The 26728-nt window shown below is 63.5% G+C and carries 21 protein-coding genes; 10 read left to right on the top strand and 11 right to left on the bottom strand.

Annotated elements, in window-relative coordinates; translation table 11 throughout:
- Positions 1-31: 31 nt before the first annotated feature.
- From LPW39_RS19380 to LPW39_RS19370, 3 genes are all read right to left on the bottom strand, one after another.
- Positions 32-769, bottom strand: coding sequence for a S66 peptidase family protein (locus tag LPW39_RS19380; protein ID WP_230778851.1), 738 nt, complete (start codon positions 767-769; stop codon positions 32-34).
- A gap of 231 nt (positions 770-1000) precedes the next feature.
- Positions 1001-1804, bottom strand: a complete 804-nt coding sequence (gene dkgB / locus LPW39_RS19375; protein WP_230778848.1) for a 2,5-didehydrogluconate reductase DkgB — start codon at positions 1802-1804, stop codon at positions 1001-1003.
- Between the two features lie 265 nt (positions 1805-2069).
- Positions 2070-3251 carry an MFS transporter gene (locus tag LPW39_RS19370; protein WP_230778845.1) on the bottom strand — a complete coding sequence of 394 codons (1182 nt, stop codon included), beginning with the start codon at positions 3249-3251 and terminating at the stop codon, positions 2070-2072.
- A gap of 75 nt (positions 3252-3326) precedes the next feature.
- On the opposite strand from LPW39_RS19370, the gene LPW39_RS19365 reads away from it, so the two are divergent.
- Complete coding sequence (locus LPW39_RS19365; protein ID WP_230778843.1) at positions 3327-4226, top strand: LysR family transcriptional regulator; 900 nt, start codon at positions 3327-3329, stop codon at positions 4224-4226.
- 78 nt (positions 4227-4304) lie between these two features.
- Here the strand turns inward: LPW39_RS19365 and LPW39_RS19360 are convergent, their stop codons facing one another.
- Positions 4305-6269, bottom strand: a complete 1965-nt coding sequence (locus LPW39_RS19360; RefSeq protein WP_230778841.1) for an AI-2E family transporter — start codon at positions 6267-6269, stop codon at positions 4305-4307.
- Positions 6270-6431: 162 nt separating this feature from the next.
- Positions 6432-8822 (bottom strand): Tex family protein, encoded by a 2391-nt coding sequence (locus LPW39_RS19355; protein WP_230778838.1) that lies wholly within the window; start codon positions 8820-8822, stop codon positions 6432-6434.
- A gap of 216 nt (positions 8823-9038) precedes the next feature.
- Between LPW39_RS19355 and LPW39_RS19350 the strand changes: the two genes are divergently transcribed.
- Both LPW39_RS19350 and LPW39_RS19345 read left to right on the top strand, forming a co-directional pair.
- Positions 9039-10193 carry a DUF72 domain-containing protein gene (locus LPW39_RS19350; RefSeq protein ID WP_230778836.1) on the top strand — a complete coding sequence of 385 codons (1155 nt, stop codon included), beginning with the start codon at positions 9039-9041 and terminating at the stop codon, positions 10191-10193.
- A gap of 159 nt (positions 10194-10352) precedes the next feature.
- Complete coding sequence (locus tag LPW39_RS19345; protein WP_230778834.1) at positions 10353-10832, top strand: hypothetical protein; 480 nt, start codon at positions 10353-10355, stop codon at positions 10830-10832.
- Positions 10833-10886: 54 nt separating this feature from the next.
- Here LPW39_RS19345 and LPW39_RS19340 read toward each other — a convergent pair whose 3' ends face one another.
- On the bottom strand, positions 10887-11897 hold the full coding sequence (locus LPW39_RS19340) for a bile acid:sodium symporter family protein (RefSeq protein WP_133858857.1): 1011 nt from the start codon (positions 11895-11897) through the stop codon (positions 10887-10889).
- Positions 11898-11984: 87 nt separating this feature from the next.
- On the opposite strand from LPW39_RS19340, the gene LPW39_RS19335 reads away from it, so the two are divergent.
- The 4 genes from LPW39_RS19335 (at position 11985) to LPW39_RS19320 (ending at position 14853) form a co-directional block, all read left to right on the top strand.
- Positions 11985-12905 carry a LysR family transcriptional regulator gene (locus tag LPW39_RS19335; RefSeq protein ID WP_230778832.1) on the top strand — a complete coding sequence of 307 codons (921 nt, stop codon included), beginning with the start codon at positions 11985-11987 and terminating at the stop codon, positions 12903-12905.
- 108 nt (positions 12906-13013) lie between these two features.
- The gene (locus LPW39_RS19330) at positions 13014-13550 is read left to right on the top strand and encodes a superoxide dismutase family protein (protein ID WP_230778830.1); all 537 of its coding nucleotides are present in this window, start codon (positions 13014-13016) and stop codon (positions 13548-13550) included.
- A gap of 86 nt (positions 13551-13636) precedes the next feature.
- Positions 13637-14308: a pyridoxamine 5'-phosphate oxidase gene (gene pdxH, locus LPW39_RS19325; protein WP_230778828.1), complete on the top strand. Its 672-nt coding sequence runs from the start codon at positions 13637-13639 to the stop codon at positions 14306-14308.
- Positions 14309-14313: 5 nt separating this feature from the next.
- Positions 14314-14853 carry a GNAT family N-acetyltransferase gene (locus tag LPW39_RS19320; protein ID WP_230778825.1) on the top strand — a complete coding sequence of 180 codons (540 nt, stop codon included), beginning with the start codon at positions 14314-14316 and terminating at the stop codon, positions 14851-14853.
- A gap of 34 nt (positions 14854-14887) precedes the next feature.
- Here LPW39_RS19320 and LPW39_RS19315 read toward each other — a convergent pair whose 3' ends face one another.
- From LPW39_RS19315 to LPW39_RS19300, 4 genes are all read right to left on the bottom strand, one after another.
- Positions 14888-16024 (bottom strand): NAD(P)/FAD-dependent oxidoreductase, encoded by a 1137-nt coding sequence (locus LPW39_RS19315; protein ID WP_269075892.1) that lies wholly within the window; start codon positions 16022-16024, stop codon positions 14888-14890.
- A 67-nt stretch (positions 16025-16091) separates the two neighbouring features.
- Positions 16092-17612, bottom strand: a complete 1521-nt coding sequence (locus LPW39_RS19310) for an efflux transporter outer membrane subunit (protein ID WP_230778865.1) — start codon at positions 17610-17612, stop codon at positions 16092-16094.
- Between the two features lie 20 nt (positions 17613-17632).
- Positions 17633-20803: an efflux RND transporter permease subunit gene (locus tag LPW39_RS19305; RefSeq protein ID WP_230778822.1), complete on the bottom strand. Its 3171-nt coding sequence runs from the start codon at positions 20801-20803 to the stop codon at positions 17633-17635.
- Between the two features lie 26 nt (positions 20804-20829).
- Positions 20830-22008, bottom strand: a complete 1179-nt coding sequence (locus LPW39_RS19300) for an efflux RND transporter periplasmic adaptor subunit (protein WP_456236976.1) — start codon at positions 22006-22008, stop codon at positions 20830-20832.
- A 359-nt stretch (positions 22009-22367) separates the two neighbouring features.
- Here LPW39_RS19300 and LPW39_RS19295 point away from each other — a divergent pair, with 359 nt between their 5' ends.
- The 3 genes from LPW39_RS19295 (at position 22368) to LPW39_RS19285 (ending at position 25143) form a co-directional block, all read left to right on the top strand.
- Positions 22368-22772, top strand: coding sequence for a sirohydrochlorin chelatase (locus tag LPW39_RS19295; protein WP_230778820.1), 405 nt, complete (start codon positions 22368-22370; stop codon positions 22770-22772).
- 175 nt (positions 22773-22947) lie between these two features.
- Positions 22948-23889 (top strand): CysB family HTH-type transcriptional regulator, encoded by a 942-nt coding sequence (locus LPW39_RS19290; protein WP_230778817.1) that lies wholly within the window; start codon positions 22948-22950, stop codon positions 23887-23889.
- 90 nt (positions 23890-23979) lie between these two features.
- Positions 23980-25143 (top strand): pyridoxal phosphate-dependent aminotransferase, encoded by a 1164-nt coding sequence (locus tag LPW39_RS19285; RefSeq protein ID WP_230778815.1) that lies wholly within the window; start codon positions 23980-23982, stop codon positions 25141-25143.
- Positions 25144-25234: 91 nt separating this feature from the next.
- Here LPW39_RS19285 and rng read toward each other — a convergent pair whose 3' ends face one another.
- Entirely contained in the window at positions 25235-26722 is a 1488-nt protein-coding gene (rng, locus tag LPW39_RS19280) for a ribonuclease G (protein WP_230778813.1), read from the bottom strand.
- Positions 26723-26728 lie beyond the last annotated feature (6 nt).

The following is a 26728-nucleotide window of genomic DNA, read 5'->3' as shown; positions in this document are numbered from 1 at the left end:
TCGTCCTTGGCATATTCGCCTCCTAAACGCATCATGTCATTCGATGTGTCCGGAAAACCGGGGGAAGCCCACCCCGCGCTGGACAATTTGTGAAATTTCCCAGCACAACGGCCTGAGCGCCATCCAACACGCCACATAGTCGAAGTTGTGCCAAGGATCTCTCTATCCGGTAAAACGGCTCGCCCACATCCTCCAGCAAAACAATGGCTCCAGCCATTGACGGTAACCAGGACGTACCCGCGAGAGAACTCAAGGTTGCCAGATTCCCGCCGAGGGTCGGCCCCGTCACGTTGACGCGCTCTAAGCTCCCGCCAGGTATGAGCCCGGAAAAATGAAGAGCTGCGCTGCCTTTGCTCAGTAATGTGAGTACATCCTCAGCATGCTGGCTTATTGCATCGCCTGCTACTATTTCCTCGAACACCGGACCATGGATGGCACGACCGCCAAGCTTCCACGCCTGCAGCAAAAGCGAGCAATTATCCGAGTACCCAATAATAGGTTTAAGCGCAAGCCAGTCCGCCACATGGGGCAGCAGGTGCATGCATCCGGTACCTCCTCGCGCAAACCAAACTGCATCTACCGCTTTATCGGTCATAGCACTTTTCAGGTCTTCGAGACGAAGTTCATCGCGTCCGGCCAAATAACGGTGCCTTTGAAAGGTATGGGCTCCAAAAGTGATTACATGGCCGGAAGCCTCCAGTACTTCCGCTGCGGCAGTAATTCTTTCTTCTTTGACCGCCGCTCCTGGCGCTACGACCTGAATTCGCATGAGAGCCCCCTCCTTCCTAGCCGAACATAGCAGCAGGTAGCTTACTCAGACCAGAGGTTTCCAACACGTAAAAATTGTCGAACGACATCTGGAGATCCCACCCGCTTAACCTAAGCAAATGCATATCGAAGCGTTGAGGTGTTTTACGCGTGCATGCTATGGCTCACCCTGCTCCACTGCAAAAAAGGCCTGCACAACGGCAGGCCTTCGCTAAATACCCCTGTCAGGGTCTCAATCCCACACAGGCGCCAGTCCCTCGGGATTGACCTCACGGCCGTTTCGCTCCAGCTGGGCAATGCGGGCCATGTCCTCGGCATCCAGCACCAGTTGCTGGGCCAGCAGGTTGCTGGCCAGGTTCTCGCGCTTGGTGGAAGATGGAATGACGGCGTAGCCCAGTTGCAGCGCCCATGCCAGCGCGACCTGGGCGACGGTAGCCTGGTGCTTGCTGGCGATCTCTGCCAATACCGGGTCCTTCAGCACCTTGCCGTAGGCCAGGGTCATGTACGAAGTCACGGCAATGCCCTGCTCCTGGAGAAAGGCCGTCAGCTTGGGGCTTTGCAGGTAGGGGCTGAGTTCGATCTGGTTGGTGGCGATCTCCCCTGCTCCAACGGCGGCGATGGCCTGGCGGGTCAGATCGATGTTGAAGTTGGAAATACCGATCTGGCGGGTGAGGCCCTGGGCCTTGGCATCCGCCAGCGCCGTCATGAATTCTTGCAACGCCACGCCGTTGCCGGGTGCGGGCCAGTGGATCAAGGTCAGGTCCACATAGTCGCTGCGCAGCTTTTTGAGACTGTCCTTGAGGCTGGGAACCAGCTTGGCCTGGCTGTAGTTGTCGGTCCAGATCTTGGTGGTGACAAACAAATCTTCACGTGCTACGCCACTCTCAGCGATGGCCTGGCCCACCTCGGCTTCATTGCCATAGATTTGCGCGGTGTCGACCGCGCGGTAGCCCAGCTCCAGCGCATTGCGCACCGAGTCGACCACGACCTGCCCTTGCAGACGGAAAGTACCAACACCAAAGCGAGGAATAGACATGAATAACTCCTTGAGAAAAATACGGACAGAAATGTGCGGCGGCCCTGCAGTGGTTGGCAGCCCAACCAGGTCCTCATCGCATTGGTAGACAGTTTGCGCTTTTCATCCTTGCAGATAAAGCCCTGGATCAACAATATTCTTTTGAAGAAATATCAACTATCAAGCCCTCCCCTGCTCCGTGCGCGGCTTCACCCAGCCAAAAAGCAAAAAGCTCCTCGCGCAGCTGGTGGTCTGCACGAGGAGCTCTTGGCCCAAATAGCGATGCTTAGATATTGCCCGCCGCCGCTGCAGCACCAGCCTGCCCACGGCGCATGCGGCCCTGGATCAGCACCAGACCGAGCCCGCCTGCAGCCAGCGCCGCGCCTGCCCAGGCCACTGCGCCATAGCCCAGACCCTGGCTGATGACGGCTCCCCCTAATGCGGCGCCCACGGCATTGCCCAGATTAAAAGCGCCCACATTGACGGACGAGGCCAGGCCGGGCGCCTCTGCGGCGGCCTGCATCACCCGCATCTGCACCGGTGGAACCATGCCAAAGGCGGCAGCACCCCAGACCACCATGCCAATGCCGGCGCCCAGATGGGTGCCAAGCGCCCAAGGCAGCACCACCATGATGAGGGCCAGAGCCAGCAGGATGATGCGTGTAGCGCCATCGAGCGACCAGTCCGCCAGCCGGCCACCCAAGCTGTTGCCGATGGTGAAGCCCACGCCGATCAGCACCAGCGCAAAGGCGATGAAGCCGGGGCTGGCATGGGTGATCTCGGTCAGTACCGGCGCCACATAGGTGTAGAGCGTGAACATGGAGCCGGCACCGAGCACCGTGGTGCCCATGGCCAGCAGCACCTCGGGGCGGATCAGCACCTTGAGTTCACGGCGCACATCCGGGCGTGTGCCGGCCTCGCCCTTGGGCAGCACCATCCACAGCGCGGCAATGGTGAGCAGGCCCAGCGCAGCGGTGCCGGCAAAGGCCAGCCGCCAGCCCACTTGCTGGCCAATCCAGGTGGCAGCCGGCACGCCGCCGATATTGGCCACCGTCAGCCCCATGAACATCGCAGCAATGGCGCTGGCCTGCTTGTCCTTGGGCACCACGCTGGCCGCCACCACAGCGCCAATGCCAAAGAAGGCCCCATGGTTGAGGCTGGTCACCAGGCGCGACAGCAGCAAGGTGGTGTAGCCAGGGGCCAGTGCCGAGAGCAGATTGCCGACGGTGAAAATCAGCATCAAGGTGACCAGTGCCGCGCGCCGGCCAAAACGGCTGAACAGCAAGGTCATCACAGGTGCACCCAGCATCACGCCCACGGCATAGGCCGACACCAGCATGCCCGCAGTGGGAATGCTGACGTCGACCCCCTGGGCGATCACAGGCAACAGCCCCATCGGGGCAAACTCGGTGGTGCCAATGGCGAAAGCGCCAATGGCCAATGCGAACAATACAGCGGAAGACTTCATAGCTGCTAGTGTGCCCTGCTAATATTTGCAGATTAAGTACCATCGCCACCAAAATCTTTTGACGCCAGGGCAACAATGAAGACCACGCTCGACGAATTGCAGGCCTTTGTGGCCGTGGTCGATACCGGCTCGATCACCGCCGCCTCCGAGCTGCTGGACCAGACCGTCTCCGCCACCAGCCGCACCTTGGGGCGGCTGGAGGAAAAGCTGCAAACCACGCTGCTGCGCCGCACCACCCGCCGGTTGGAGTTGACCGAGGAAGGCAGCGCCTTCTTGCAGCGGGCACGCGCAATCCTGGTGTCAGTGGATGAGGCCGAAGAGCTGATGGCCGCACGGCGTGTGCGGCCTGCCGGGCGGCTGCGGGTGGATGCCGCCACGCCCTTTATGTTGCATGTGCTGGTGCCCCTGGTCGACAGTTTTCGCGCCACGTATCCCGAGGTGGAGCTGGAACTGCACTCGCACGAAGGCATTGTGGATCTGATCGAAAAGCGCAGCGATGTGGCCTTTCGCATTGGCGCGCTCAAGGATTCAAGCATGCATGCGCGGCCTGTGGGCATCAGCCGCATCCGGGTATTGGCCAGCCCCGCCTACCTCGCACGCCACGGCACCCCGACCGATATCCAGCAGTTGGCGCAGCATGTGTTGCTGGGATTCACCCAACCCGATTCGCTTAACGAATGGCCACTGCGTGACACCGGCGGCGAACTGCTGCGCATTCAGCCGGCGATTGCCTCTTCGAGCGGCGAAACGCTGCGCCATATGGCCTTGGCCGGTCAGGGCATGGTCTGCCTGTCGGATTTCATGACGCGCGCAGACCGCGACAGCGGTAAGCTGGTGCCGTTGTTCGAAGACCAACTGCTTGATGTACGCCAGTCCATCCATGCGGTCTACTACCGCAACACGGCGCTGGCTTCACGTATCACCTGCTTTGTCGACCACGTCGTCACCGCATTGGGCGCCAAGCCCTTTGACTGAACAGCCCCAAGCACCCACCTGCCACCGGCGCCGCCCGGAGCGTTCGCTGCCCAGCCAGAGGCGTCTGCAGATCTTCCGTCAGGTGGCATCCAACCTGGAGGCGCCTTCGCCCAAGACCAGGCGCGTCAGGTCGCTGATCTGCTGGACCGCACCGTGCGCGCGCATGCTGTTCAAGGTGTCGCTGCGCACGCCCCCCCTGCTCTGCGCACCCAGCAGCATCACGGTGATCTGCATTTGCGGGCAGCGTTGGCGCAGGCTCTCGCACATCTGGGCCAGCCTGCCCAATGGGTTCGGATGGAAGCTGCAGATGCAAAGGTGGCGCACACCGTCGTACAGCGACAGATCACCCTGACGGAGCACGGTGTCGATGGACACCGCGCGGGTGCTGCTGTCTACCCCGTGCAGCCGCAGCGCATGGGCTGCCATGGTGGCGGCATGCCGGTCGATGTCCCACTGCATGCCGACACAGACAACCGAGGCCGGGGGCGGCTGACCCTCGACCGCCTCGGGCAATGCGTCAGGCGGGTAATGGCGCTGCAGGCCACTGAGCAGCCTGGCCACCGCCTCCGACAGACGCTGGCGTTGCGGTGGGCTGGCAGCGCTGCGGTACTGCTGGGCCGCAATCTGGAGGGCCGGCACGGCCACCTCGTCGTAGAAATGGGTGACAGCAAATGCCTGGTCCTGCTGGCTGGGCTTGGGTGGCAGCGCTTCGTCAATATTTTCCGAGGCCACATCGATTGCCTGGTCCACATCGCCACGCCACAGGCGCTGCAACAGTTTCTCCGGCGGGTCAAACACCGCCTGGCTGCCCAGCAAAATCTCCAAAAACCCCATCCCCGGGATATAGCGCCCCAGTACCAACAGGCAGACCGTCAGCGGGGTCGACAAGATCAGGCCCACGGGGCCCCACAGCGCCGTCCAGAAGGTCGCCGCCAAAATGATGGACAAGGTCGACAAACCGGTGCTTGCACCATAGAGCCAGGGCTCGATCACGTTGTTGCTGATCAGCTCCAGAACCAGAATCAGGGCCAGGGTCCACAGCAGCAGGCTCCAGCCGGGGTCCACTGCAAACGCCAGCGTGAGCGGAAAAACGGCCGATGCCATCGGCCCGATATAGGGCACGAAGCGCAGCACCGCCGCCAGAATGCCCCAGAGAATGGCGCCGGGCACCCCAATCCACCACAGCCCCAGCGCCATCGGAACCCCGTAGCTGAGGTTGACGAACAGCTGCATGCGCAGGTACTGGCCGATGCGCGTCGCAGCGTCATCGAGCGCGTCGGAAGCCATGTGCGTATTCGGCCCCATCAGCCGCAGCAGCCGGTCCTGCAGGCCACTGCGGTCCAGCAGTATCAGCACGACAAACAGGAACACAATGCCGGTGGTGGCCAGCGGCTCGGCCACCTTGCTCAGCAGCTCCAGAGCCTTTTGGATGGGCTTGACCTCCGGCTCCTGCACCTCCACCTTCTGCACGCGGCGGCGGGCATCGCCCTGCCCGATCTCGGTTTCCACCGTATTGAGCACCTTGACCGCGCCGTCCCAGACCCCCGGGCCATTGAAATACGGTTTGACGTGGCGCAGCTTCTGGCGAATGGTGTTCTGGTAGGTCGGCAGCTCGGCGCTGAGGCTGGTCACCTGGTTGCCCACATAGATGGCGCCTGCGCCCAGCGCTCCCAGGGCCAGCGCCATCACCAGGGCTACCGATAGCACCCGGGGCAGGCCCCAGCGTTTGAGCCGGCTGACGGCCGGATCGAGCAAAAAGCCCAGCAACGCAGCCAAGGCCACCGGCAGCAGCACATCCCTGCCTACATACAGGCCCAGAATCACCACCGCCGCAATGACCATGCCCACCATCAACCGCAGGCCCGGCACGATCGCCAGCAGCGGGGCCAGGGTCTCTTGTGTGGATGCGCCCTTGCGCCGGCGCCCCGCGCCACGCCTGCCACCTGGCCCCGTCTCGGCCAGCGCACGACGCGAGGGCCGCTGGGGCCCAGGAACGGGCTGGGCTACAGGCTCATCGTCGGGCGCGGCGTGGTCGGGGGGCATGGTGTGGGGAGATCAGAAGGTGGGGAGGCGCAAGCCGTTATTACATCCAATTTCCGGGCTGGCGGATGTCATCTTTGGCCGATTCTTGGCGGGATGCAGCACTCAACAAAAAACCGCAAGGCCGTTTGGCACTTGCGGTCAGCGCAGGCAATGGCCCAGCACTTATTTTTTGAGGCCTTGCAACTTGGCAAAGGCCGAGGCCATCGCGTTTTGCTGCGCAGGTTGGTTGGCGCGGGCCGGCTGCGTGTAGCCAACCCTGCCGCCACCGCCCTGGCCTCGGCCGGCCGATTCAAAGCGGTTGTCACGCGGGCCATCGCGGCGCGGGGGCGCGGCGTCCAGCTTCATCGTCAGGCTGATGCGCTTGCGCTCCACATCCACTTCCAGCACCTTGACCTTGACGATCTGGCCGGTCTTGACGGCTTCGCGAGCATCTTCAATGAACTTGTAGCTCATCTGACTGACGTGGACCAGGCCGTCCTGGTGTACACCCAGGTCCACAAAGGCGCCAAACTGGGCGACGTTGCTGACCGTGCCTTCCAGGGTCATGCCCTCGCGCAGGTCCTTGATGTCTTCCACGCCTTCGTTGAAGCGGGCCACGACAAAGTCAGGGCGCGGATCGCGGCCGGGCTTTTCCAGCTCACCCAGAATGTCCGAGATCGTCAGGGCGCCAAACTTCTCGCTGACAAAGCGCTCGGCTTTGAGGCCCTTGAGCACATCGCCACGGCCCATCAGCTGGTCCACCGGCTTGCCGGTGGTGGCAATGATCTGCTCGACGACCGGGTAGGTTTCCGGGTGCACGCCGGTCATGTCCAGCGGGTTGTCGCCACCTCGGATGCGCAGGAATCCGGCGGCCTGCTCAAAGGTCTTGGCACCCAGGCCGGCCACATCCATCAGCTGTTTGCGGTTCTTGAACGAGCCATTGGCATCGCGCCAACGCACCACCGACTTGGCCACCGTGCCCGACAGACCGGAGACGCGGCTGAGCAGTGGCGCAGAGGCGGTATTCAGGTCCACACCCACCGAGTTCACGCAGTCTTCCACCACGGCGTCGAGCTGGCGGGCCAGCTCGCTTTGGTTCACATCGTGCTGGTACTGGCCCACGCCAATGCTCTTGGGGTCGATCTTGACCAGCTCGGCGAGCGGGTCTTGCAGGCGGCGGGCAATCGATGCCGCACCGCGCAGGCTGACATCGACATCGGGCATCTCGAGCGCAGCAAATTCGCTGGCCGAGTAGACCGAGGCGCCCGCCTCGCTCACCACCACCTTATCGATCTTCTTGCCCGCTTTTTCAGCAATGCGGATCAGGTCGGCGGCCAGCTTGTCGGTCTCGCGGCTGGCGGTGCCGTTGCCAATCGCAATCAGGTTGATCTGGTGCTTTTCCACCAAGCGGGCCAGCACGGCCAGTGAGCCATCCCAGTCGCGGCGCGGCTCATGCGGGTAGACCGTGGTGGTATCCACCAGCTTGCCGGTGTGGTCCACCACGGCGACCTTGACGCCGGTACGGATGCCCGGGTCCAGGCCCAGCACGGCACGCTGACCGGCAGGCGCAGCCAGCAACAGGTCGCGCAGATTGTCACCAAACACCTTGATCGCCACCTTTTCAGCGTCTTCGCGCAGGCGCGAGAACAGGTCACGCTCGGTCGACAGGCTCAGCTTGACCCGCCAGGTCCAGGCCACGCATTTGCGGATCAGGTCATCGCTGGCACGCTTGGCATGGCTCCAGCCCAGGTGCAGGGCAATCTTGCCTTCGGCCAGGCTGGGCTGGCCCGGCTCGGGTGCCACGCCAGGCTGCAGCTCGGGCTGCACCAGCTTGGCTTCCAGCACCTCCAGCGCGCGGCCCCGGAACACAGCCAGCGCGCGGTGCGATGGCACGCGGCCAATCGGCTCGTCATAGTCAAAGTAATCGCGGAACTTGGCAACCTCGGGGTCGTTTTCGTTCTTGGCATCCACCTTCTTGGAGCGCAGCAGGCCTTCGGCCCAGAGCCACTCACGCAGCTTTTGCACCAGCACCGGGTCTTCGGCCCAGCGCTCGGACAGGATGTCGCGCACGCCATCGAGCACGGCCAGCGGGGTCGAGAAATCCGGACCGGGCTTGCCATCGTCAAGCACGGTGGCCGGCTTGCAAAAGGCCTGGGCTTCCTGCTGCGGATCCAGGCTCGGGTCGGCAAACAGCTTGTCGGCCAGCGGTTCAATGCCAAATTCCTTGGCGATCTGGCCCTTGGTGCGGCGCTTTTGCTTGAAAGGCAGGTAAATGTCTTCCAGCTCCTGCTTGGTGGGCGCACGGGCAATGGCCAGACGCAGCGCGTCGGTCAGCTTGCCCTGCTCGTCAATAGCCTTGAGCACCGTCTCGCGGCGCTCCTGCAGCTCCCGCAGATAGGTCAGGCGCTCGGCCAAATCCCGCAGTTGGGTGTCATCCAGACCACCGGTGGCTTCCTTGCGGTAGCGGGCAATAAAGGGCACTGTGGCGCCGCTGTCCAGCAACTCCACCGCCGACGTAACCTGCGATTCGGCCACCTTCAGCTCAGCCGCAATCTGCGCAATGATCTTTTGCATGCTCTACGCTCGCTCCAATGCTTCTCTGGCAAAACAGCGAGTGTGCCATAGCTGCTGGCGGCCACTGGGGATTTGAACAGGTGCCGGATTTGAAAAGTGTAATTTTTATAGCAGTCCAGAGGGCGCTGGCCTAGTGGCTGCGCCTGCTGTCAGCCGGGGTGGCCAATCGTCAAACAATGCGAATCGCAGCGCGCAGCAATGGCATACTGGGCCGCGATGTCCCCAGAGCCCGATTCGAATTTGGATTTGTTTGGCGCCGAGCCCGCGCCGCCCGTTGCTGCGCCCGCCCCGGCTGCGCCGACTGCCGACGCGCAAGACACCGAGGTGCCCGCTCCCCCACGCGCTCATGCCGCCAAAGCGCGCAGCCGTGCGCAGGCGGTAGGCGCGGCCTACCCCTTGCTGGGTGAGGACCTGGCCCCCGCCATGCCGGCGCTGCTGCGCATGGGCGGATCCTCCTGGTCCTACCCTGGCTGGCAGGGTCTGGTCTGGGACAAGGCCTACAGCGAGCGCATTCTTGCGCAACGTGGCCTGAACGCTTATGCCGAGCACCCGCTGCTGCGTACCGTCAGCATTGACCGCAGCTTTTACCGGCCACTGGCAGCTTCTGAATACGCGGTCTACGCCGCACAGGTGCCGGCGGATTTCCGTTTTATCGTCAAGGGGCCGGCGCTGGTCTGCGATGCGCAGGTGCGCGGTGAAGAAGGCCGGGGACGCGAACCCAATCCGGCCTTTTTAAATGTGGAGCTGGCGCTCAGCAGCTATGTGCGCCCGGCCTGTGAAGGCCTGCTGGACAAGCTCGGCGTGCTGCTGTTCCAGCTCAGCCCGCTGCCGCTGGGCCGGCTGCTGAACCTGCAGCCCACCCTGGCAGCGCTGGAGCAACTGGCGCTGGCCGTGCAAGCGGAGCTCGCAAACCTGCCGGCAGAGCGCCGGCCGATAGTGGCTTTTGAAGTGCGTGATGCCGACTGGCTGCGCCCCGAGATCGCACCGCAACTGGCCCAGATCCTGCGCCAGGCCGGTGCCACCTATTGCCTGGGCCTGCATGCCAAGATGCCGCGCATGCCCGAGCAACTGCCGCTGCTGCGCGCGCTCTGGCCCGGCCCGCTGGTCTGCCGCTGGAATGTGAACCCCGTCTTTGGCCCCTATGGCTATGCCGATGCCGAAAAGCAGCTGGCCCCGTTTGACCGCATCCAGCAGCCCGACCCAGCCACCCTGGCCTTGCTGGCCAGCACCTTGGCTGGCGTCTGCGGCAAGGGCCAGCCCGCCTATGTCACCGTCAGCAATGAGGCCGAGGGCTGCGGCCCGCTCAGCATTGTGCGGTTGGCCGAGGCGATGGCCGCGCTGAAAAAACCTGAAACCCCAAGCACCGCCTGATTGCAATCGCTTGCGATGTTTTGCGCAAATTTGCCGCTGTAGCGCCGGCATCTGCCCAGCAGCGCCATGGCACAGGCCTATGATGTTTGGCCTGGCTGCGCCGCGCGGTGCCATTCTGGCCCGCCGCCGCAGCCCTCCACCCTTTGAGCGATTGAATCCATGCGTTACCGCACTTTGTGCCAACTTGCCAGCCTGGCGGCCGTTTGCGCCGGCCTGGCCTCCTCCTTCAGCGCCCGGGCGGCGGAGACCCGTGCCAACCGCTTCACCATGAGCGACAGCGTCACCAGCGTGCAGCTGTGCGGCAACCGCAACCAGGGCAGCAAAAAGGCTGTGCAGCCCTACCGCCTGGTACAGGGCGAGCAAAACGGCCAGACCTATCTGTTTGTGCAGTGGATGAACCAGCCCGAGGAAACGCCGCACTGGCGCGGGGTCGCCGCCCATACCCAGGGCTTTGCCGAGATCAATGACGACAACGACCTGGGCTTGCAGGACCTGCGCTGCCGCGCCCATGGCAAGGGCATTGTGATTACGGCCCAGGTGACCGGCGGCAAGCCCGCCGTCAAGCGCCGCACCATGCAGCTCGAAGTGGGCCCGGCGCTGGAGAAATACAGCATCAGCTTCAGCCCGGCGCTGAAGTGAAACGGGCCGGTGCTTGATGCGCCCGGCCCGTTTTCTGAGGGTTGTTGCTGCGGCTTACTTGCCCGCAGCCGCTGCGCCCAGCGCCTTCTCCGCCTCCAGCTGCTGTGCGCGCTTGGCGTACTTGGCAGCCAATACGCCGCAAACCATCAGCTGCATCTGGTGGAACAGCATCAGCGGCAGCACCATCATGCCCACGGTGCTGCTGGCAAACAGCACCTTGGCCATGGGCACGCCACTGACCAGGCTCTTCTTGCTGCCGCAGAACACGGCGGTGATTTCGTCCTCTTTGCTGAAGCCCAGGCGGCGCGACAGGAAGGTGGTCAGGAACAGCGCCAGGGCCAGGATGATGGCGCTGATCACCAGCAGACCCACCAAGGTACTGACCGACACCTGGCGCCAGATGCCTTGCACCACGGCGGCGCTGAAGGCGGTGTAGACCACCAGCAGGATGGAGCCCTGGTCCACGACCTTGGTGAGCTTGCCATGCTTCTTGATGAAGGGCCCCACCCAGCGCTGCATCAGATGGCCGACCGCAAAAGGCAGCATCAGCTGCAGCAGAATCTTGACCACCGCATCGACAAAGGAGCCGCTGGCACCATGGGCGGTGACAAACACACTCACCAGCAGCGGGGTGATGAAGACGCCCAGCAGGGTCGAGGCCGATGCGCTGCAGATCGCCGCCGGGATATTGCCCCGCGCCATAGACACAAAGGCGATCGAGGACTGCACGGTGGACGGCAGCACGCAGAGGAACATCACGCCGACATACAGCTCGGGCGAGACCAGGGGCGTCAGCAGCGGCTTGAGCGCCCAGCCCAGAAACGGAAACAGCACAAAGGTGCTGCCGACAATGAACAGGTGCAGGCGCCAGTGCATGATGCCCGCCAGAATCGCCTGGCGCGAGAGCTTGGCGCCGTGCAGGAAGAACAGCAGCGCCACGGCCGCCGTCGTCAAGGTCTCAAAGGCGCCTGCGACCTGGCCGGTGGCAGGCAAAAAACTGGCCAGCAGCACGGTGGCGACCAGCATCAGGGTGAAGTTGTCGGGACGGAATTTCATGAGCGCCATTGGACGCCGTTTGCGAGCGAAAGTAAAATTAATTTATAAGATTGATTAATGATTTAAAGTCATATATCTGATTTTTTACCTCCTGCCATGCACGTCAGCCTCCGCCAGCTCCAGGTGTTTCTCTGTGTCGCCCAGTGCCGCAGCTTCAGCCAGACAGGCCAGACCCTGGGGCTCACCCAGTCGGCCGTCAGCCGCGCGATGGTGGAGCTGGAGGGCCAGCTCCATGTACGGCTGCTGGACCGCACCACGCGCGAAGTGCTGCTGACCGATGCCGGCCAGCTGCTGGCCCAAAAGGCCGCGCCCCTGCTGCAGGAGCTGGCCGATACCTTGGCCGAGGTGGCCGATGTGGGCCATGCCGCACGTGGTTTGGTGCGCATTGCCAGCAGCCCCACGCTGTCTGCGGCGCTGATGCCGGCCTGCATTGCGGCCTGCAACCGCGAGCTGCCACAGATCCAGCTGCAGCTGGTGGACCGCCTGCAGCAAGAGGTGCTGGCCCAGGTGCGCAGCGGCGATGTGCATTTTGGGGTGGTGGTGGAGCCGCCCGAGCTGGGCGATCTCGACTACATCAGCCTGCAGCTGGACCCCTTTGTAGCCGTGTTGCCGCCCGGGCATCCGTTGGTGCAGCAGGCGCAGGATGCCAGCGGCCTGCGCTGGGACCAGCTGCGCGGTGAGCCCTTGGTGCTGCTGGACCACGCATCGGGCAGCCGCCGTTTGATGGATGCCGCCTTGCTGGCCAGCGGATGCGGGCCGGAGCACAGCCCGGTGGTGCAAGAGGTGGGCCATGTGACCACGGCCTTTCGCATGGTCGAGGCCGGTATCGGCATCAGCATCATGCCGGGCCTGGCGATACCAGCCCAGGGTTTGAGCAGCCTGCAGGTGTGTGATCTGCGGCCCCAGGTGCAACGCGCCATCATGCTGGTGCGGCGCCGCCAGCGCAGCCTGCCCGCTGCCGCGCAAGCGGTTTGGGATCTGGTGGCCGAGCGCCTGACAACAACGCCCACGCAGTAAGCGCGCCGCCGCGATTGCTGGCAATCAGACTACAAGAGCGGTGCCTTGCACATGCTAAAAACGGTGGCTTGTGACAACCCCTTATTCCAAGGCACCAGGAGAGTTCGCATGATTCAACGCATCCCATCCATCGCCAAGCTCGCGGCTGCCGCAGCCGTGGCCGCCGTGCTCAGCGCCTGCGCCCACACCGACCGCGCCACCCCGATCGCCGAAGCAACCATCAACCCGACTGAAGGCAACAACATCAGCGGCTATTTCCGTGTCTATGAGGTCAACCGCGACACGGTGCGCGTGATGGCGCAGGTCAAGGGTCTGCAGCCGGGCAGCGAGCACGGCTTCCATGTGCATGAGAACGGCAATTGCTCGTCGCCCGATGCCATGAGCGCTGGCGGCCACTACAACCCGACCGGCCACCAGCACGGCAAGTCCGGCCCCGAATCCCATGTCGGTGATCTGCCCAGCCTGATGGCCGATGCCGCCGGCACCGCCTTCCTGGTCTGGGAGACCAAGGACCTGTCGATCGGCACCGGCAAGCCCAGCGACATCAAGGGCCGCGCTGTGGTGGTCCACAAGGACAAGGACGACTACACCACCCAGCCCACCGGCAATTCCGGTGCACGTCTGGGCTGCGGTGTGATCCAGTAAGCCGTCCTGCTTTAGGAGCCTGTTCAAACCAGCCTGTGGCGCCCGGTGGCCCACAGGCTTTTTTGTCACTGCACTGCGCCAAAGCGATGCACAATCGGGCCATGAGCGAACTCTCCCACTCCATTGCCGACCTGCGCAAAAGCTATGAACGCGCCGAGCTGAACGAATCGGCGTCCTGCGCTGCGCCGATTGACCAGTTCGACCGCTGGATGAACGAAGCCGTTGCGTCACAGCTGCCAGAACCCAATGCGATGACGGTCGCCACCGTCGGCCCCGATGCCCGGCCCAGCACCCGTATCGTGCTGATCAAGGGCTACGACGCACGCGGCATCGTCTGGTACACCAATTACGACAGCCGCAAGGGCCGCGAAATTGCCGGCAATCCCTTTGCTGCGCTGATGTTCCATTGGGTGGAGCTGGAGCGCGTGGTGCGCATTGAGGGGCGCGTGGAGAAAGTCTCGGATGAGGAAAGCGACGCTTACTTCAACAGCCGCCCGCTCGACTCGCGCATTGGCGCCTGGGCCAGCCCGCAAAGCCAGGTCATCGACAGCCGCACCGTGCTGGTGACCAATGCCGCCAAATATGGCGCGCAATTCCTGCTCAAGCCGCCCCGCCCGCCGCACTGGGGTGGCTTTCGCCTGGTGCCCGATACCTGGGAGTTCTGGCAGGGCCGCAAGAGCCGGCTGCATGACCGCTTGCGCTACCGCCAAGCAGCGCCAAACAGCACCGACTGGATCCGCGAACGCCTCGCGCCCTGAGCCGAATGCCCGCCGCTGCCTTTGAGACCCGTTGGCTGACTCCGGCCGATGCCACTGCCTTCCAGCGCTTGCGCCTGGCCGGTTTGCGCGCATCGCCAAGCGCCTTTGGCTCCAGCTACGAGGAAGAAAAAGACCGCACTTTGGCGCTGATTGAGGCGCGCCTGGCGCCCAGTGCTGAACAGGGCGTGCTGGGGGCCTTTGCCGGCGCCCATCTGGTGGGCATGCTGGGCATTCGCCGCCAGGACGGCCTCAAGACCCGGCACCGCATGGCCTTGTGGGGCGTGTATGTGGAGCCAGCCTTTCGCGGCCAGGGCATCGCGCAGGCCATGTTGGCACAGGCTGTCGCCTTTGCCCGCCAGGTTCCCGGTGCGGTGCAGATCCACCTGAGCGTCAACGCCGCCAATGCCACTGCAATCCGCTTGTATGAACAGGCAGGGTTCAAGGCCTATGGCACCGAGCCGGCAGCCCTGCTGGTCGATGGCGAGCTGCACGATGAGCTGCTGATGCAGCACCGGCTTCAGCCCCCATCTACGCCAGCGGCCTAAGCCCGCTACAGCAGCTGCGCGAAGCCCAGCAAGATCAGTCCGGGTGCGAGACACCCAGGCGCGCATGCAGGCGCTTGCTGGTGGTCGTGTATTCCAGCAGCAGCTTCTCGCCGCGTAGGTATTCAACAGCCGCCATGGCCGCCATCGTCGCTTCGTAGAAGCCGGTCAGTATCAGCTTGCGCTTGCCCGGGTAGCTGACGATATCGCCTGCGGCGTAGATGCCCACGGCGCTGGTCTGAAAACTGTCGGTCGCCACCTGCAACTGTTTTTTCTCCAGCGCCAGATTCCAGTCCAGCAAGGGCCCGAGCTTGGGCGACAGGCCCTGGAACACCCAGAGCTGGTCACAGGCCAGGCGCTGGTCAGCACCGTCAGCATCAACGTAGCCAATGCCCTGCAGGCGCTCGGCGGCCTCAATGGCCTGCGGCATGCCAATGACCACCTCGACCCTGCCGCTGGCACGCAGCTGCGCCAGGCGCTGCAGCAGTGCATCTGGGGCATTGAACTGGTCGCGCCGGTGCATCAGCACCAGTTGCGCGGCTTGCAAACTGGCATGGTCTGCGGCAGCCAGCACGGCCTCCACGGCCGCGTCATCACCGCCATTGATCACAATGCGGGGCGCAGCTTGCCGCGCCAGGATGGGTTCCAGCCAGGCATCATCGAACGCGGGATGGTAGAACACCTGGCTGCCCAACCAGGCCTCCAGCCCGGGCAGGCGCAGCTGCTTGGGCACAAAGGCCCCCACGCCGGCGGTCACCACCACGGTACGGGCCAGCAACCAGCGGGCCTGCGGCCCATCGATGGACTGCAGCTGCACACGCCAACGGCCATCGCCATGGGGCAGCAGTTGTGCGACCTGGGTGTGGCCATGAAAAACGGGATGAAAGGGCTGGATCTGTTGCTGCAGCCGCGCAGCCAGCTCGCGGCCGGTGCACAGCGCAATGCCGGGGATATCGTAGATGGGCTTGTCGGCATAGAGTGCAATGCACTGGCCGCCCATCTGCGGCAGGCTGTCGCACAGCTGGGCCTGCACGCCCTGCAAACCCAGCTGGAAGGCGGCAAACATGCCCACAGGACCGGCGCCCACAATGAGCGCATCAACCGCCTGCGCCCGGGATTCATCAAACTCGGCAGAAGGATTGCGGTCAGCAGGCGTAGGCAAGGTATCAGTCATGCCCGCCATGGTAGTGCAGCGCGCATCGCCCTGGCGGCCATGCGCGATTGCAGCAGCGCCTGCAGCATCAGGGCTGCTTGTCGATGCCCCCACCCAGCGCCTTGTACAGGCTGATGCGGTTGACCTGCTCGGCCTGCATCAAGGTAATCTGGGTTTGCTGGGCAGCGTAGAGGCTGCGCTGTGCATCGAGCACGGTCAGAAAATCGTCGGCCCCGGCCTTGAAGCGCGCCTGCGACAGCTGCAGCACCCGGCTGGCCGCCTGCACCAGGGCTGCTTGCGAGTTCAGGCGCCGCTGCATCGTGGCGCGGTCGGCCAGTGCATCACTCACCTCGCGGAACGCCACCTGGATAGCCTTGTCGTACTGGGCCAGTGCGGCATCGCGGTTGGCTTGCGCGATATCGAGATTGGCCTGGTTGCGGCCGCCGTCGAAAATCGGCAAACGGATCTGGGGCACAAAGCTCCAGGCGCGGTTGCCACCATCGAACAGGCCCGACAGCGCATCGCTGGCGGTGCCGGCATTGGCCGTCAGGCTGATGGTGGGGAAGAAGGCAGCACGCGCCGCACCAATGCTGGCGTACTGGGCCTGCAGGCTGTGCTCGGCGGCAACCACATCGGGCCTGGCCAGCAGCACCTGCGACGACAGGCCGGTCGGCACCACGGTCATCGCGGTGGCTACGCCTGGCGTTTTGACATGAGGCGTTGCGCCGTCAAGCAACTGGCCCGAGCCCGCGCTCTTGACCTCGTTGCTGCTCAGCGATGCCGTGGGTGCCGGCGGCAGCATATCGCCTGATATGGGCCCGCCCACCAGCAGCTGCAGCGCATTGCGATCACGGGCCACCTGCGACTCGTAGGCGGCAACATCGTTGCGGGCGGTCTCGACTGCGGTCTCGTTCTGGGCCAGCACCAAACCATTGGTGGCGCCCAGCTGGTGCATGCGTTGCACCAGGCCGTAGCCCTGCTCGCGCGTGGCCAGCGTGTCGCGTGCCAGTTGCAGGCGCTGCTGGTCGCTGGCCAGGGCCACCCAGGCATTGGCGATATCGGTGATCAAGCCCAGTTGCACACTGCGGCGGTTTTCTTCCACCAGCAGGTACTGCTGCAAGGCTGCCTCGCTCAAATTGCGCACACGGCCCCAGAAATCGAGCTCGTAGCTGGCCAGGCCCAATTGCACGCTAACCTGGTTGGCGACGGTGGATGGCGCAGTGGAAGAGCGCAGATCGTCGGCAGTGCGGGTGCGGCTGCCTTGGGCACTGGCGTTCAGGCTGGGCAACTGATCGGCGCGCTGCACGCCATATTGCGCACGTGCCCTTTCGATATTGGCGATGGCAACGCGCAGGTCGCGGTTGTTCTGCAGGCCTTGCTCGATCAACTGGCGCAGGCCCGCGCTCTCCACCCACTGCTGCCAGGGCAGCAACTGCAAGCTATCGGCGGCAGCGGGCTCGACGACAAAGTCGGCGGGCAAGGTCTGGGCCACCCCATCGAGCGTGGCAGGTACAGCAGGCTCTGGACGCTGGTACTGCGGCGCCAGGTTGCAGGCGGACAGCAGGCCCGCTGCTAATAGGGACAGCGGCAAACGGTAGGCACGGGTCATGGAAAAAGTATCAAAACGGCTCATGGCGCAGTCTCCGGCGCGGCGCTGGCTTGCGCAGGCGCCTCGTCATGGCGGCTGCGCGAGCGGAACCAACTGCGGATGAGCAGGAAGAAGACCGGCACCATGAAAATACCGAGCACGGTCGAGGCCACCATACCGCCCAGCACGGCCGTGCCGATGGCGTTACGCCCGCCGGCACCGGCGCCGGTGCCAATGGCCAGCGGAATCACGCCAAAGCCAAAGGCCAGCGAGGTCATCAGGATCGGGCGCAAGCGCAGGCGCACCGCCTCCACCGTGGCATCAAACAGGCGCTTGCCCTGCTCTTGCAGCTGCACCGCAAATTCGACAATCAAGATGGCATTCTTGGCCGCCAAACCCACGGTGGTGAGCAAGCCCACCTGGAAGTACACGTCATTGGTCAGGCCCCGGGTATAGGTGGCGGCCAGCGCACCAATCACCCCCAGCGGCACGGCCAGCATCACTGACAGCGGCACGGTCCAGCTTTCATACAGCGCGGCCAGGCACAGGAACACGAACAGGATCGAGATGGCGTACAGCATGGGCGCCTGGGCACCGGACTGGCGCTCTTGCAGCGACGCGCCGGTCCATTCATAGCCCAGGCCGGCTGGCAGCTTGGCCAGGATGGCTTCGACCTCCTGCATTGCTGCCCCGGAGCTGATGCCGGGTGCTGCGCGGCCTTCGAACTCGTAGGCCGGGCTGCCGTTGTAGCGCAGCAGCTGGGGCGAGCCGTAGGCCCAGTGCGTGTCGGAGAACGCACCAAAGGGCACCATTTCGCCATTCTTGTTGCGCACCGTCCATTTGGCGATGTCCTGCGGCAGCATGCGGTGCGGCGCATCGCCCATGATGTAGACGCGCTTGACGCGGCCATTGTTCAGGAAGTCATTGACATAGGTGCCGCCCATGGCGCTGGACAGCACGCTGTTGATGTCGGCATACGACAGGCCCAGCGCAGCGGCCTTGCGGTCATCCACATCCACACGCAATTCGGCCGCGTCGTCCAGATTGGTGGTGCGTACCGCTGTCAGATTGGGGTTGGCGCGCATGGCAGCCAGTACCTGGTTGCTGGCGGCCAGCAGGCCATCATGGCCGATGCTGTTCATGTCCTTGACCATGAAGTTGAAGCCCGAGCTGGCACCCAGGCCACGCACGGCCGGCGGCAAAATCACCAGCACGCGCGCATCACGGATGCGCGACAGGTCCTTGGTAGCCTTGTTGGCAATGGCTGCGGCCGACTGCGATGCCAGTTTGCGCTCATCCCAGGGCTTGAGGCGGATAAAGCCGCGCGCCGAGCTCTGGTCGCCATTGAGGCCCGAGACCTGGTTGAAGCTGATGATGTCAGGCTGCTGGAGCAGGTACTCGCGTACCTCGTCGAGCACGTCCTGCAGACGCGCATCGGCTGCGCCTGATGGCAGATTGACGTTCACAAACAGAAAGCCCTGGTCCTCGTCAGGCAGAAAGGAGGTTGGCAGCTTGTGCATCAGCAGCCACACGCCCAGCAGCACCGCGATGAAGATCAGCATCATGCGCTTGGCGCGGCGCAGGCTGCGGGCGACGATGCCCTGGTAGCGGGTGGCGGTGCGGTCGAAATTACGGTTGAACCAGCGGAAGAACCGGTCACTAATGCCAAACAGGCCCTTGCGGATGGCGCGCTCATGGCCGCCAGCATGCTCGGGCGCCTTCAGGAGGGTGGCGCAGAGTGCGGGGGTCAAGGTCAGCGCGACAAACACCGACAGCGCCATCGCCGCGACGATGGTGATCGAGAACTGGCGGTAGATCACCCCGGTGGAGCCGCCAAAAAAGGCCATGGGCACAAACACCGCCGACAAGGTCACGCCAATACCGACCAGCGCCGGTGTGATCTCGCGCATCGAGACCTTGGTCGCCTCCTTGGCGGACATGCCCGTCTCATGCATCACCCGCTCGACGTTCTCCACCACGACGATCGCATCGTCTACCAATAAGCCGATGGCCAGCACCATTGCGAACATCGTCAAGGTATTGATGGAATAACCGGCAATCGACAACACACCAAAGGTGCCCAGCAGCACCACCGGCACGGCAATGGCCGGGATCAACGTGGCGCGCAGGTTCTGCAAAAACACGAACATGACGATTACCACCAGCACCATGGCCTCGCCCAGCGCAGCCACCACCTCATGGATGGAGGCGCGCACAAAGGGCGTGGAGTCCGAGCTGACGAAGTAGTCGATTTGGTTGGGGAAGTACGGCTTCATCTCGGCCAGCTTGGCCGCAACGGCATCGGACACCGCCATCGCATTGGCGCCATCGGCCAGGATGATGCCCATGCCCGCGCCGCGCATGCCGTTGAGCTTGGCCTGCACGTTCAGGTTTTCTGCGCCCAGCTCCACGCGGGCGACATCCTTCATGGTGACCACCGAGCCATCGGTGGCGGCCTTGAGCACGATGTCCTCGAACTGGTCCACGGTCTTGAGCTTGGTGCGCGCGGTGATCGTCGCATTGAGCTGCTGGTTGTTCACCGCTGGCAGCGCGCCCAGCTGGCCGGCCGACACCTGGGCGTTTTGCGCATTCAGTGCATTGCTCAGGTCCGACGGCATCAGGCCGAATTTCTCCATCTTGGCCGGGTCCATCCAGATGCGCATCGCATACGAGGTGCCGAACACATTGATGTCACCCACGCCTTCCAGGCGCCCGATCACATCGACCAGGCTGGCATTGATGTAGTCACCAATGTCGACCTCGGTCATCGTCGGGTCTTGGGAGTAAAAGCTGTAGGTGACCAGAAAATCCTGGCCGCCCTTGTTGATGAACACGCCCCGGCTCTTGACCGATTCGGGCAGGCGGTTGAGCGCGCCCTGGATCTTGTTTTGCACCTGAACCTGGGCTACATCGACATTGGTGCCGGGCGCAAAGGTCAAGGTGATGCGGGCCTGGCCAGAGGCATTGCTGGTCGCGCTCATGTAGAGCATGTTGTCAATGCCCTTGAGCTGCTGCTCAATGATCTGGGTGACGGAGTTCTCCACCGTCTCGGCCGATGCGCCGGTGTACTGGGTACCAATGGTGACGCGCGGTGGCGCAATCTCGGGATATTGCTCCAGCGGCAGCTTGGAGATGGACAGAGCCCCGCCCAACATGATGATGATGGCGATCACCCACGCAAAGATGGGGCGCTGGATAAAAAACTGTGCCATGGATGCAGCCTCGGGTTCTGGGTGTCTTACTGGGCTGCAGCAGGCGCTGCGGCCTGGCCAGGCGCGCGCCCTGGGCTGCGGACGCGCTCGGCCTGCGCCTTCAGATCCACCTCGGCGACCCGCACCTTGTCTCCGTCCTTCACGCGCTGGAAGCCATCGACCACTACGCGCTCACCCGATTTGAGGCCACTGCCCACCAGCCACTGGCTGCCAACGGCGCGGTCGAGCTGCAGCGCACGGCGTTGCACCTTGTCCTCGGCAGTGACGACGAAGACGGTTGGTTTGCCCGTCAAATCGCGCACCACCGATTGCTGGGGAACCAACAAGGCATCAGGCGCCACAGCCGTGGGCAGCAGCGCCTGCACATACATATTGGGCATCAGCACGCCTTCGGGATTGGGCACCTGCGCCCGCAAGGTGACGGTGCCTGTGGTGGGGCTGACGATCACGCCAGAGAACTTGAGCTTGGCCTCATGGCTGTATTCGGTGCCGTCGTCGAGACGGATGCGCACGGGAATCTGATCCCCTTCAAGGCGCTGAAAGCGGCCCGCCTTCAGGTCGCGCTGCAGCTGCAGCATCTCGGTGCTCGATTGGGTGAAGTCCACATACATCGGATCGAGCTGCACCACGGTGGTGAGCGCCGTCGCCTGGTTGGCGGTGACCAGCGCACCGGGCGTCACCGCCGAGGTGCTGACCTTGCCGCTGATTGGCGAGCTGATGCGGGTGTACTGCAGGTTGATCCGGGCATTGTCCAGCGCTGCCTGGGCGACGGCCACGTCGGAGGCAGTCTGCGCAACCAGGGCCTGGCTGTCATCGAAGACCTGGCGGCTGATGGCGTCGATCTTGACCAGTTCGCTATTGCGCGCGGCATTGCTGCGGGCGGTCTGCGCCGTGGCCTTGGCCTTGGCCAAGGCAGCCTCGGCGCTGTTGACGGTCGCCCTTGCCGGCCGGTCATCCAATTGGTAGAGCGCCTGGCCGGCCTTGACCGATGCGCCTTCGGTGAACAGGCGCTTTTCCACAATACCATTGGCCTGCGGGCGAATCTCGGCAATCATGAAGGCATTGGTGCGGCCTGGCAGTTCCGCCGTCAGCTGCTGCGATGCAGCCTGCACGGTGATGACGCCGACCTCTGGAGCCTGGGGCGCGGCGGCCGCGGCCGGTGCTGCCTTATCGGAGCATGCAGCCAGCAAACCGATGGCGGCCACCACCGCCACTATACGGACAGCGTGGCCAAGCGTGTGGGGGGAGGAAAGCTTTCCGACAATTGCCAAAGATTGAAACGTTGCCAGGGACTGGCGCGAAAAATTGGAAACATCCGGCATCATCGGTTTTTGGCTTCAAGGTAGAGCAAACTACTATTTTTACAGCTAAATATGTAGGCAGTGTAAAGCGTTGCACGGGTTCAGCCAGTTTTCTGCTGCGCTCCGCGCACGCTGTACATTTTGCAACATGCGTATCCGTTCGGGCACCGTTTCCGGCACGGATATGGGAAAGCGATAATGCCCAAAGGTTCCTACCTTTACCCAAGGCAGCGCTTGTTTCTACCGCTAACGCCTCACCCACCATGCCGTCCTCCACACCCTCCATCGGTTTGATTCTGCTGTCTCATGGCTCTAGGGACCCTGTCTGGCGCCGCAATGCCGAGCACTTGCTCGCCCAGGTGCAGCAAGCCCAGCCATCAGCCGCCGTTGCCTGCGCCTACCTCGACTGGTGCGACCCACCACTCGGCCCCGCTGTCGCTCAGTTGCTCCAATCGCATCCCCAATTGGCCCACATCACGATCTGGCCGTTGCTGTTTGGCGTTGGCAAGCATGCCAGCGAAGACATACCAGCGCTGGTCGAGGAACTCGCCCCGCTCTACCCGCAGTTGCAACTGCGCATTGCCCCGGCGATGGGTGAGGATGCACGCGTCATACAGCTGCTGGCAGACATGGCTGGCGGTTATCTGGAAGGCAAATTGCAGGGGTAGTGCTTCATCGGTTATTGACCCAGGCCCGAGCGCAGTAGCTGCTGCTCGATGGGCGGCGCACTGTGCCAGCGCTGCAATTGAGAAATTCCGCCCCCCAGCCTGGGTTTCTGCATATCGGATGCTTTTTATATTCCAATCAAGCATAATGATGCAAATTCATATTCCGCATCATTGTATGAACCTGCATCAGTTCCGCTTTGTGCAAGAGGCCGCGCGCCGCAACCTCAACCTGACCGAGGCGGCCAAGGCACTGCACACCTCGCAACCCGGCGTCTCCAAGGCCATCATCGAGCTGGAAGAGGAGCTGGGCATCGACATTTTTGCGCGCCATGGCAAGCGCCTCAAGCGCATCACCGAGCCAGGCCAGCAGGTGCTGCGCAGCATCGAGATCATCATGCGCGAGGTCGGCAACCTCAAGCGCATCGGTGACCAGTACAGCGCGCAGGACAGCGGCACCCTCTCCATCGCCACCACCCACACGCAGGCCCGCTATGTGCTGCCCACGCCGGTGGCACGCTTGCGCGAGCACTACCCCAAGGTGACGGTCAGCCTGCACCAGGCCACGCCCGCTGAAGTGGCCCGCATGGTGATTGACGAGCAAGCCGACCTGGGCATGGCCACCGAATCGCTGGCCGACTACCCCGAGTTGGTGACCCTGCCCTGCTACGAATGGCAGCACGTGCTGGTCATGCCCCACCAGCACCCACTGGCCCAAAAGGAGCGCATCAATCTGGAAGACATCGCTGGTGAGCCCCTGATCACCTACCACCCCTCGTTCACCGGCCGGGGCAAGATCGACTCGGCGATGGCTGCCCGCCAGCTCACGCCCAAGATCGTGCTGGAAGCCATCGACTCCGACGTGATCAAGACCTATGTGCGCCTGGGTCTGGGCATTGGCATCGTGGCCGAGATGGCCATGCGCGATGACCCGCTCAAGGACCTCGCCGTGCGGCCTGTCGGCCATTTGTTTGGCGAGAGCGTGGCGCGCGTGGCCTTCAAGCGCGGTGCATACATGCGCAATTTTGTCTACAAATTTGCCGAGCTGCTCAGCGACCGCCTCAGCCGTGATCTGATCGCCCGTGCCATGGTCGGCCATGTGGCTGACTACGAGCTCTGATCCGCTCCCCATTCAAAACCCAAACCGCTTATTGATCGATGGATCGCAGACCGGCCCGCCGGCTGCGGTCTTTTTCCAGCCCTGATCACCATGTCCGCTTCCGCCCTCACCCCGTCGTTCCCCAGCCGTCTGCCCAACGTGGGCACCACCATCTTCACCGTCATGTCGGCGCTCGCCGCCGAGCACAAGGCCGTCAACCTGGGCCAGGGCTTTCCGGACTTTGGCTGCGACCCGGCGCTGATCGACAGTGTCAGCCGCGCCATGCAGGCCGGCCACAACCAGTACCCGCCGATGACCGGTGTGCCGGCCCTGCGCGAGGTGGTGGCCCAGAAAATCGAAGCGCTCTATGGCAAGCGCTATGACGCCAACAGCGAGATCACCGTCGCCGCCGGTGCCACCCAAGCGATCCTGACCGTCATCCTCAGCTGCGTAAGCCCTGGTGACGAGGTCATCGTGCTGGACCCCTGCTACGACAGCTATGTGCCCAATATCGAGCTGGCTGGTGGCGTGCCGGTGCGCGTGCCGCTGACGCCCAAGACCTTCCGCCCTGACTTTGGCAAGATCGCCGCAGCGATCACCCCCAAGACGCGGCTGCTGCTGATCAACACCCCACACAACCCCAGCGGCACCACCTGGACCGCGCAGGAAATGCAGCAGCTGCAAGACCTGCTGGCCCCCACGAATATCCTGCTGCTCGCCGATGAGGTCTATGAGCACATGGTGTTCGACGGCGAGCGCCATGAAAGCGCATCGCGCTACCCAGGCCTGGCCGCGCGTTCGTATGTCATCAGCAGCTTCGGCAAGACCTTCCATGTGACGGGCTGGAAGGTGGCCACTGTGGCCGCACCGGCGCCGTTGACGGCGGAATTCCGCAAGGTGCACCAGTTCAATGTCTTCACCGTCAACACTCCCATGCAGGTGGGCCTGGCCGAGTACCTCAAAGACCCTGCGCCCTACCTGAACCTGCCCGCCTTCTACCAAAAGAAGCGCGACCTGTTCCGCGCCGGCCTCGAAGGCACGCGCCTCAAGCTGCTCCCCAGCTCCGGCACCTACTTCCAGTGCGTGGACATCTCCGCAGTCACCGATGCTAGCGAAGCCGAGTTCTGCCAGCAGCTGGTCAAGGACCTGGGCGTAGCGGCCATTCCACTGTCTGCCTTTTATGGCAACGGCTTTGACCAACAGGTGGTGCGCTTTTGCTATGCCAAAAAGGACGAAACCTTGCTGGCGGCGCTGGAACGTCTGCGCAGGCTGTAAAGCGCCCTCTTCCCAGGCAAAAAGCCCGGCGAGAATCCCTCTCGCCGGGCTTTTTGTTGGCTGTCTGCTGTCAGCCGTCAGTGGTCCACTGCTACAGCAGCACGATATCGTACTGGTCCGATCCATCCCGCCCTTCGGCCTGCAGCGAGATAGGCTTGCCGATGAAATCGGACAGCCCAGCCAAATGCTGGCTTTCCTCGTCCAGCAGCATCTCGATCACCGGCGGGGCGGCGAGCACGCGGAACTCCTTGGGGTTGAACTGGCGCGCCTCGCGCAGGATCTCGCGCAGGATGTCATAGCAGACGGTGCGGACAGTCTTGACCTCGCCCACGCCGCTGCAGACGGGGCAGGAGGTGCAGAGCATATGGGCCAGCGATTCGCGGGTGCGCTTGCGCGTCATCTCCACCAGGCCCAGTTGGGAGAACTCTCCGCACATGGTCTTGACCCGGTCGCGCTGCAGCTGTTTGCGCAGCTCATGCAGCACCTGCGCCTGGTGGTCCTCATGCACCATGTCGATAAAGTCCACGATGATGATGCCGCCCAGGTTGCGCAGCCGCAGCTGGCGGGCAATGGCATGGGCCGCTTCCAGATTGGTCTTGAAGATGGTGTCGTCAAAATTGCGCGCACCCACATAGCCGCCAGTGTTCACATCGACGGTGGTCAAGGCCTCGGTCTGGTCCACAATCAGGTAGCCGCCGGATTTGAGATCGACGCGCCGGCCCAGCGCACGCGCAATTTCCTCATCGACCGAGTACAGATCGAAAATCGGGCGCTCACCTTTGTAGAGCTGCAGCTTGGGCAGCGCGGCGGGCATGAACTCCTGGCCAAACTGCTGCAGCAGCACGAACTGCTCACGCGAATCGATACGGATCGACTGGGTATTCTCTGTGACCATATCGCGCAGCACGCGCTGCATCAGGCTCAGGTCCTGGTGCAGCAGGGTCTTGACGGCCTGCTTGGCGGCGCTTTCCTTGATGCGCTTCCAGACCTTGCGCAGGTAGCTGATGTCCTCGGCCAGCTCTTCATCGCTGGAGTCCTCGCCATTGGTGCGCAGGATAAAGCCGCCGCCGCCACCCGTTTGCGCCGTGCCCACCAGCGCCTGCAGGCGGGCGCGCAAGGCATCGCGCTCGTTCTGGGGAATCTTTTGCGACACGCCGATGTGGTCGTCCTGCGGCAGGTACACCAGCAGGCGCCCGGCAATGCTGATCTGCGTGGACAGCCGCGCGCCCTTGGTGCCGATCGGGTCCTTGATGACCTGCACCATGATCGACTGGCCTTCGAAGATCTGCTTTTCAATCGGCACCTGGGGCTCGCCCTTGCGTGCGAACATCGGCGCCAGGCCGCCTTCCTGGCGCTGCCAGACATCGGCCACATGCAGGAATGCGGCGCGCTCCAGGCCAATGTCGATAAAGGCGGACTGCATGCCGGGCAGCACCCGCGATATCTTGCCCAGGTAGACATTGCCGACCAGGCCGCGCTCCAGGGTGCGCTCATGGTGCAGCTCCTGCACCGCGCCGCCCTCGATGATCGCCACCCGCGTCTCCTGCGGCGCCCAATTGATCAAAATATCATTTTGCATAGAAGT

Source organism: Comamonas koreensis (assembly GCF_021026195.1).
Lineage (GTDB): Bacteria > Pseudomonadota > Gammaproteobacteria > Burkholderiales > Burkholderiaceae_C > Comamonas > Comamonas koreensis.
Note: the sequence above shows the minus strand (reverse complement) of the source record. Positions and strands in the feature narration are given on the sequence as shown.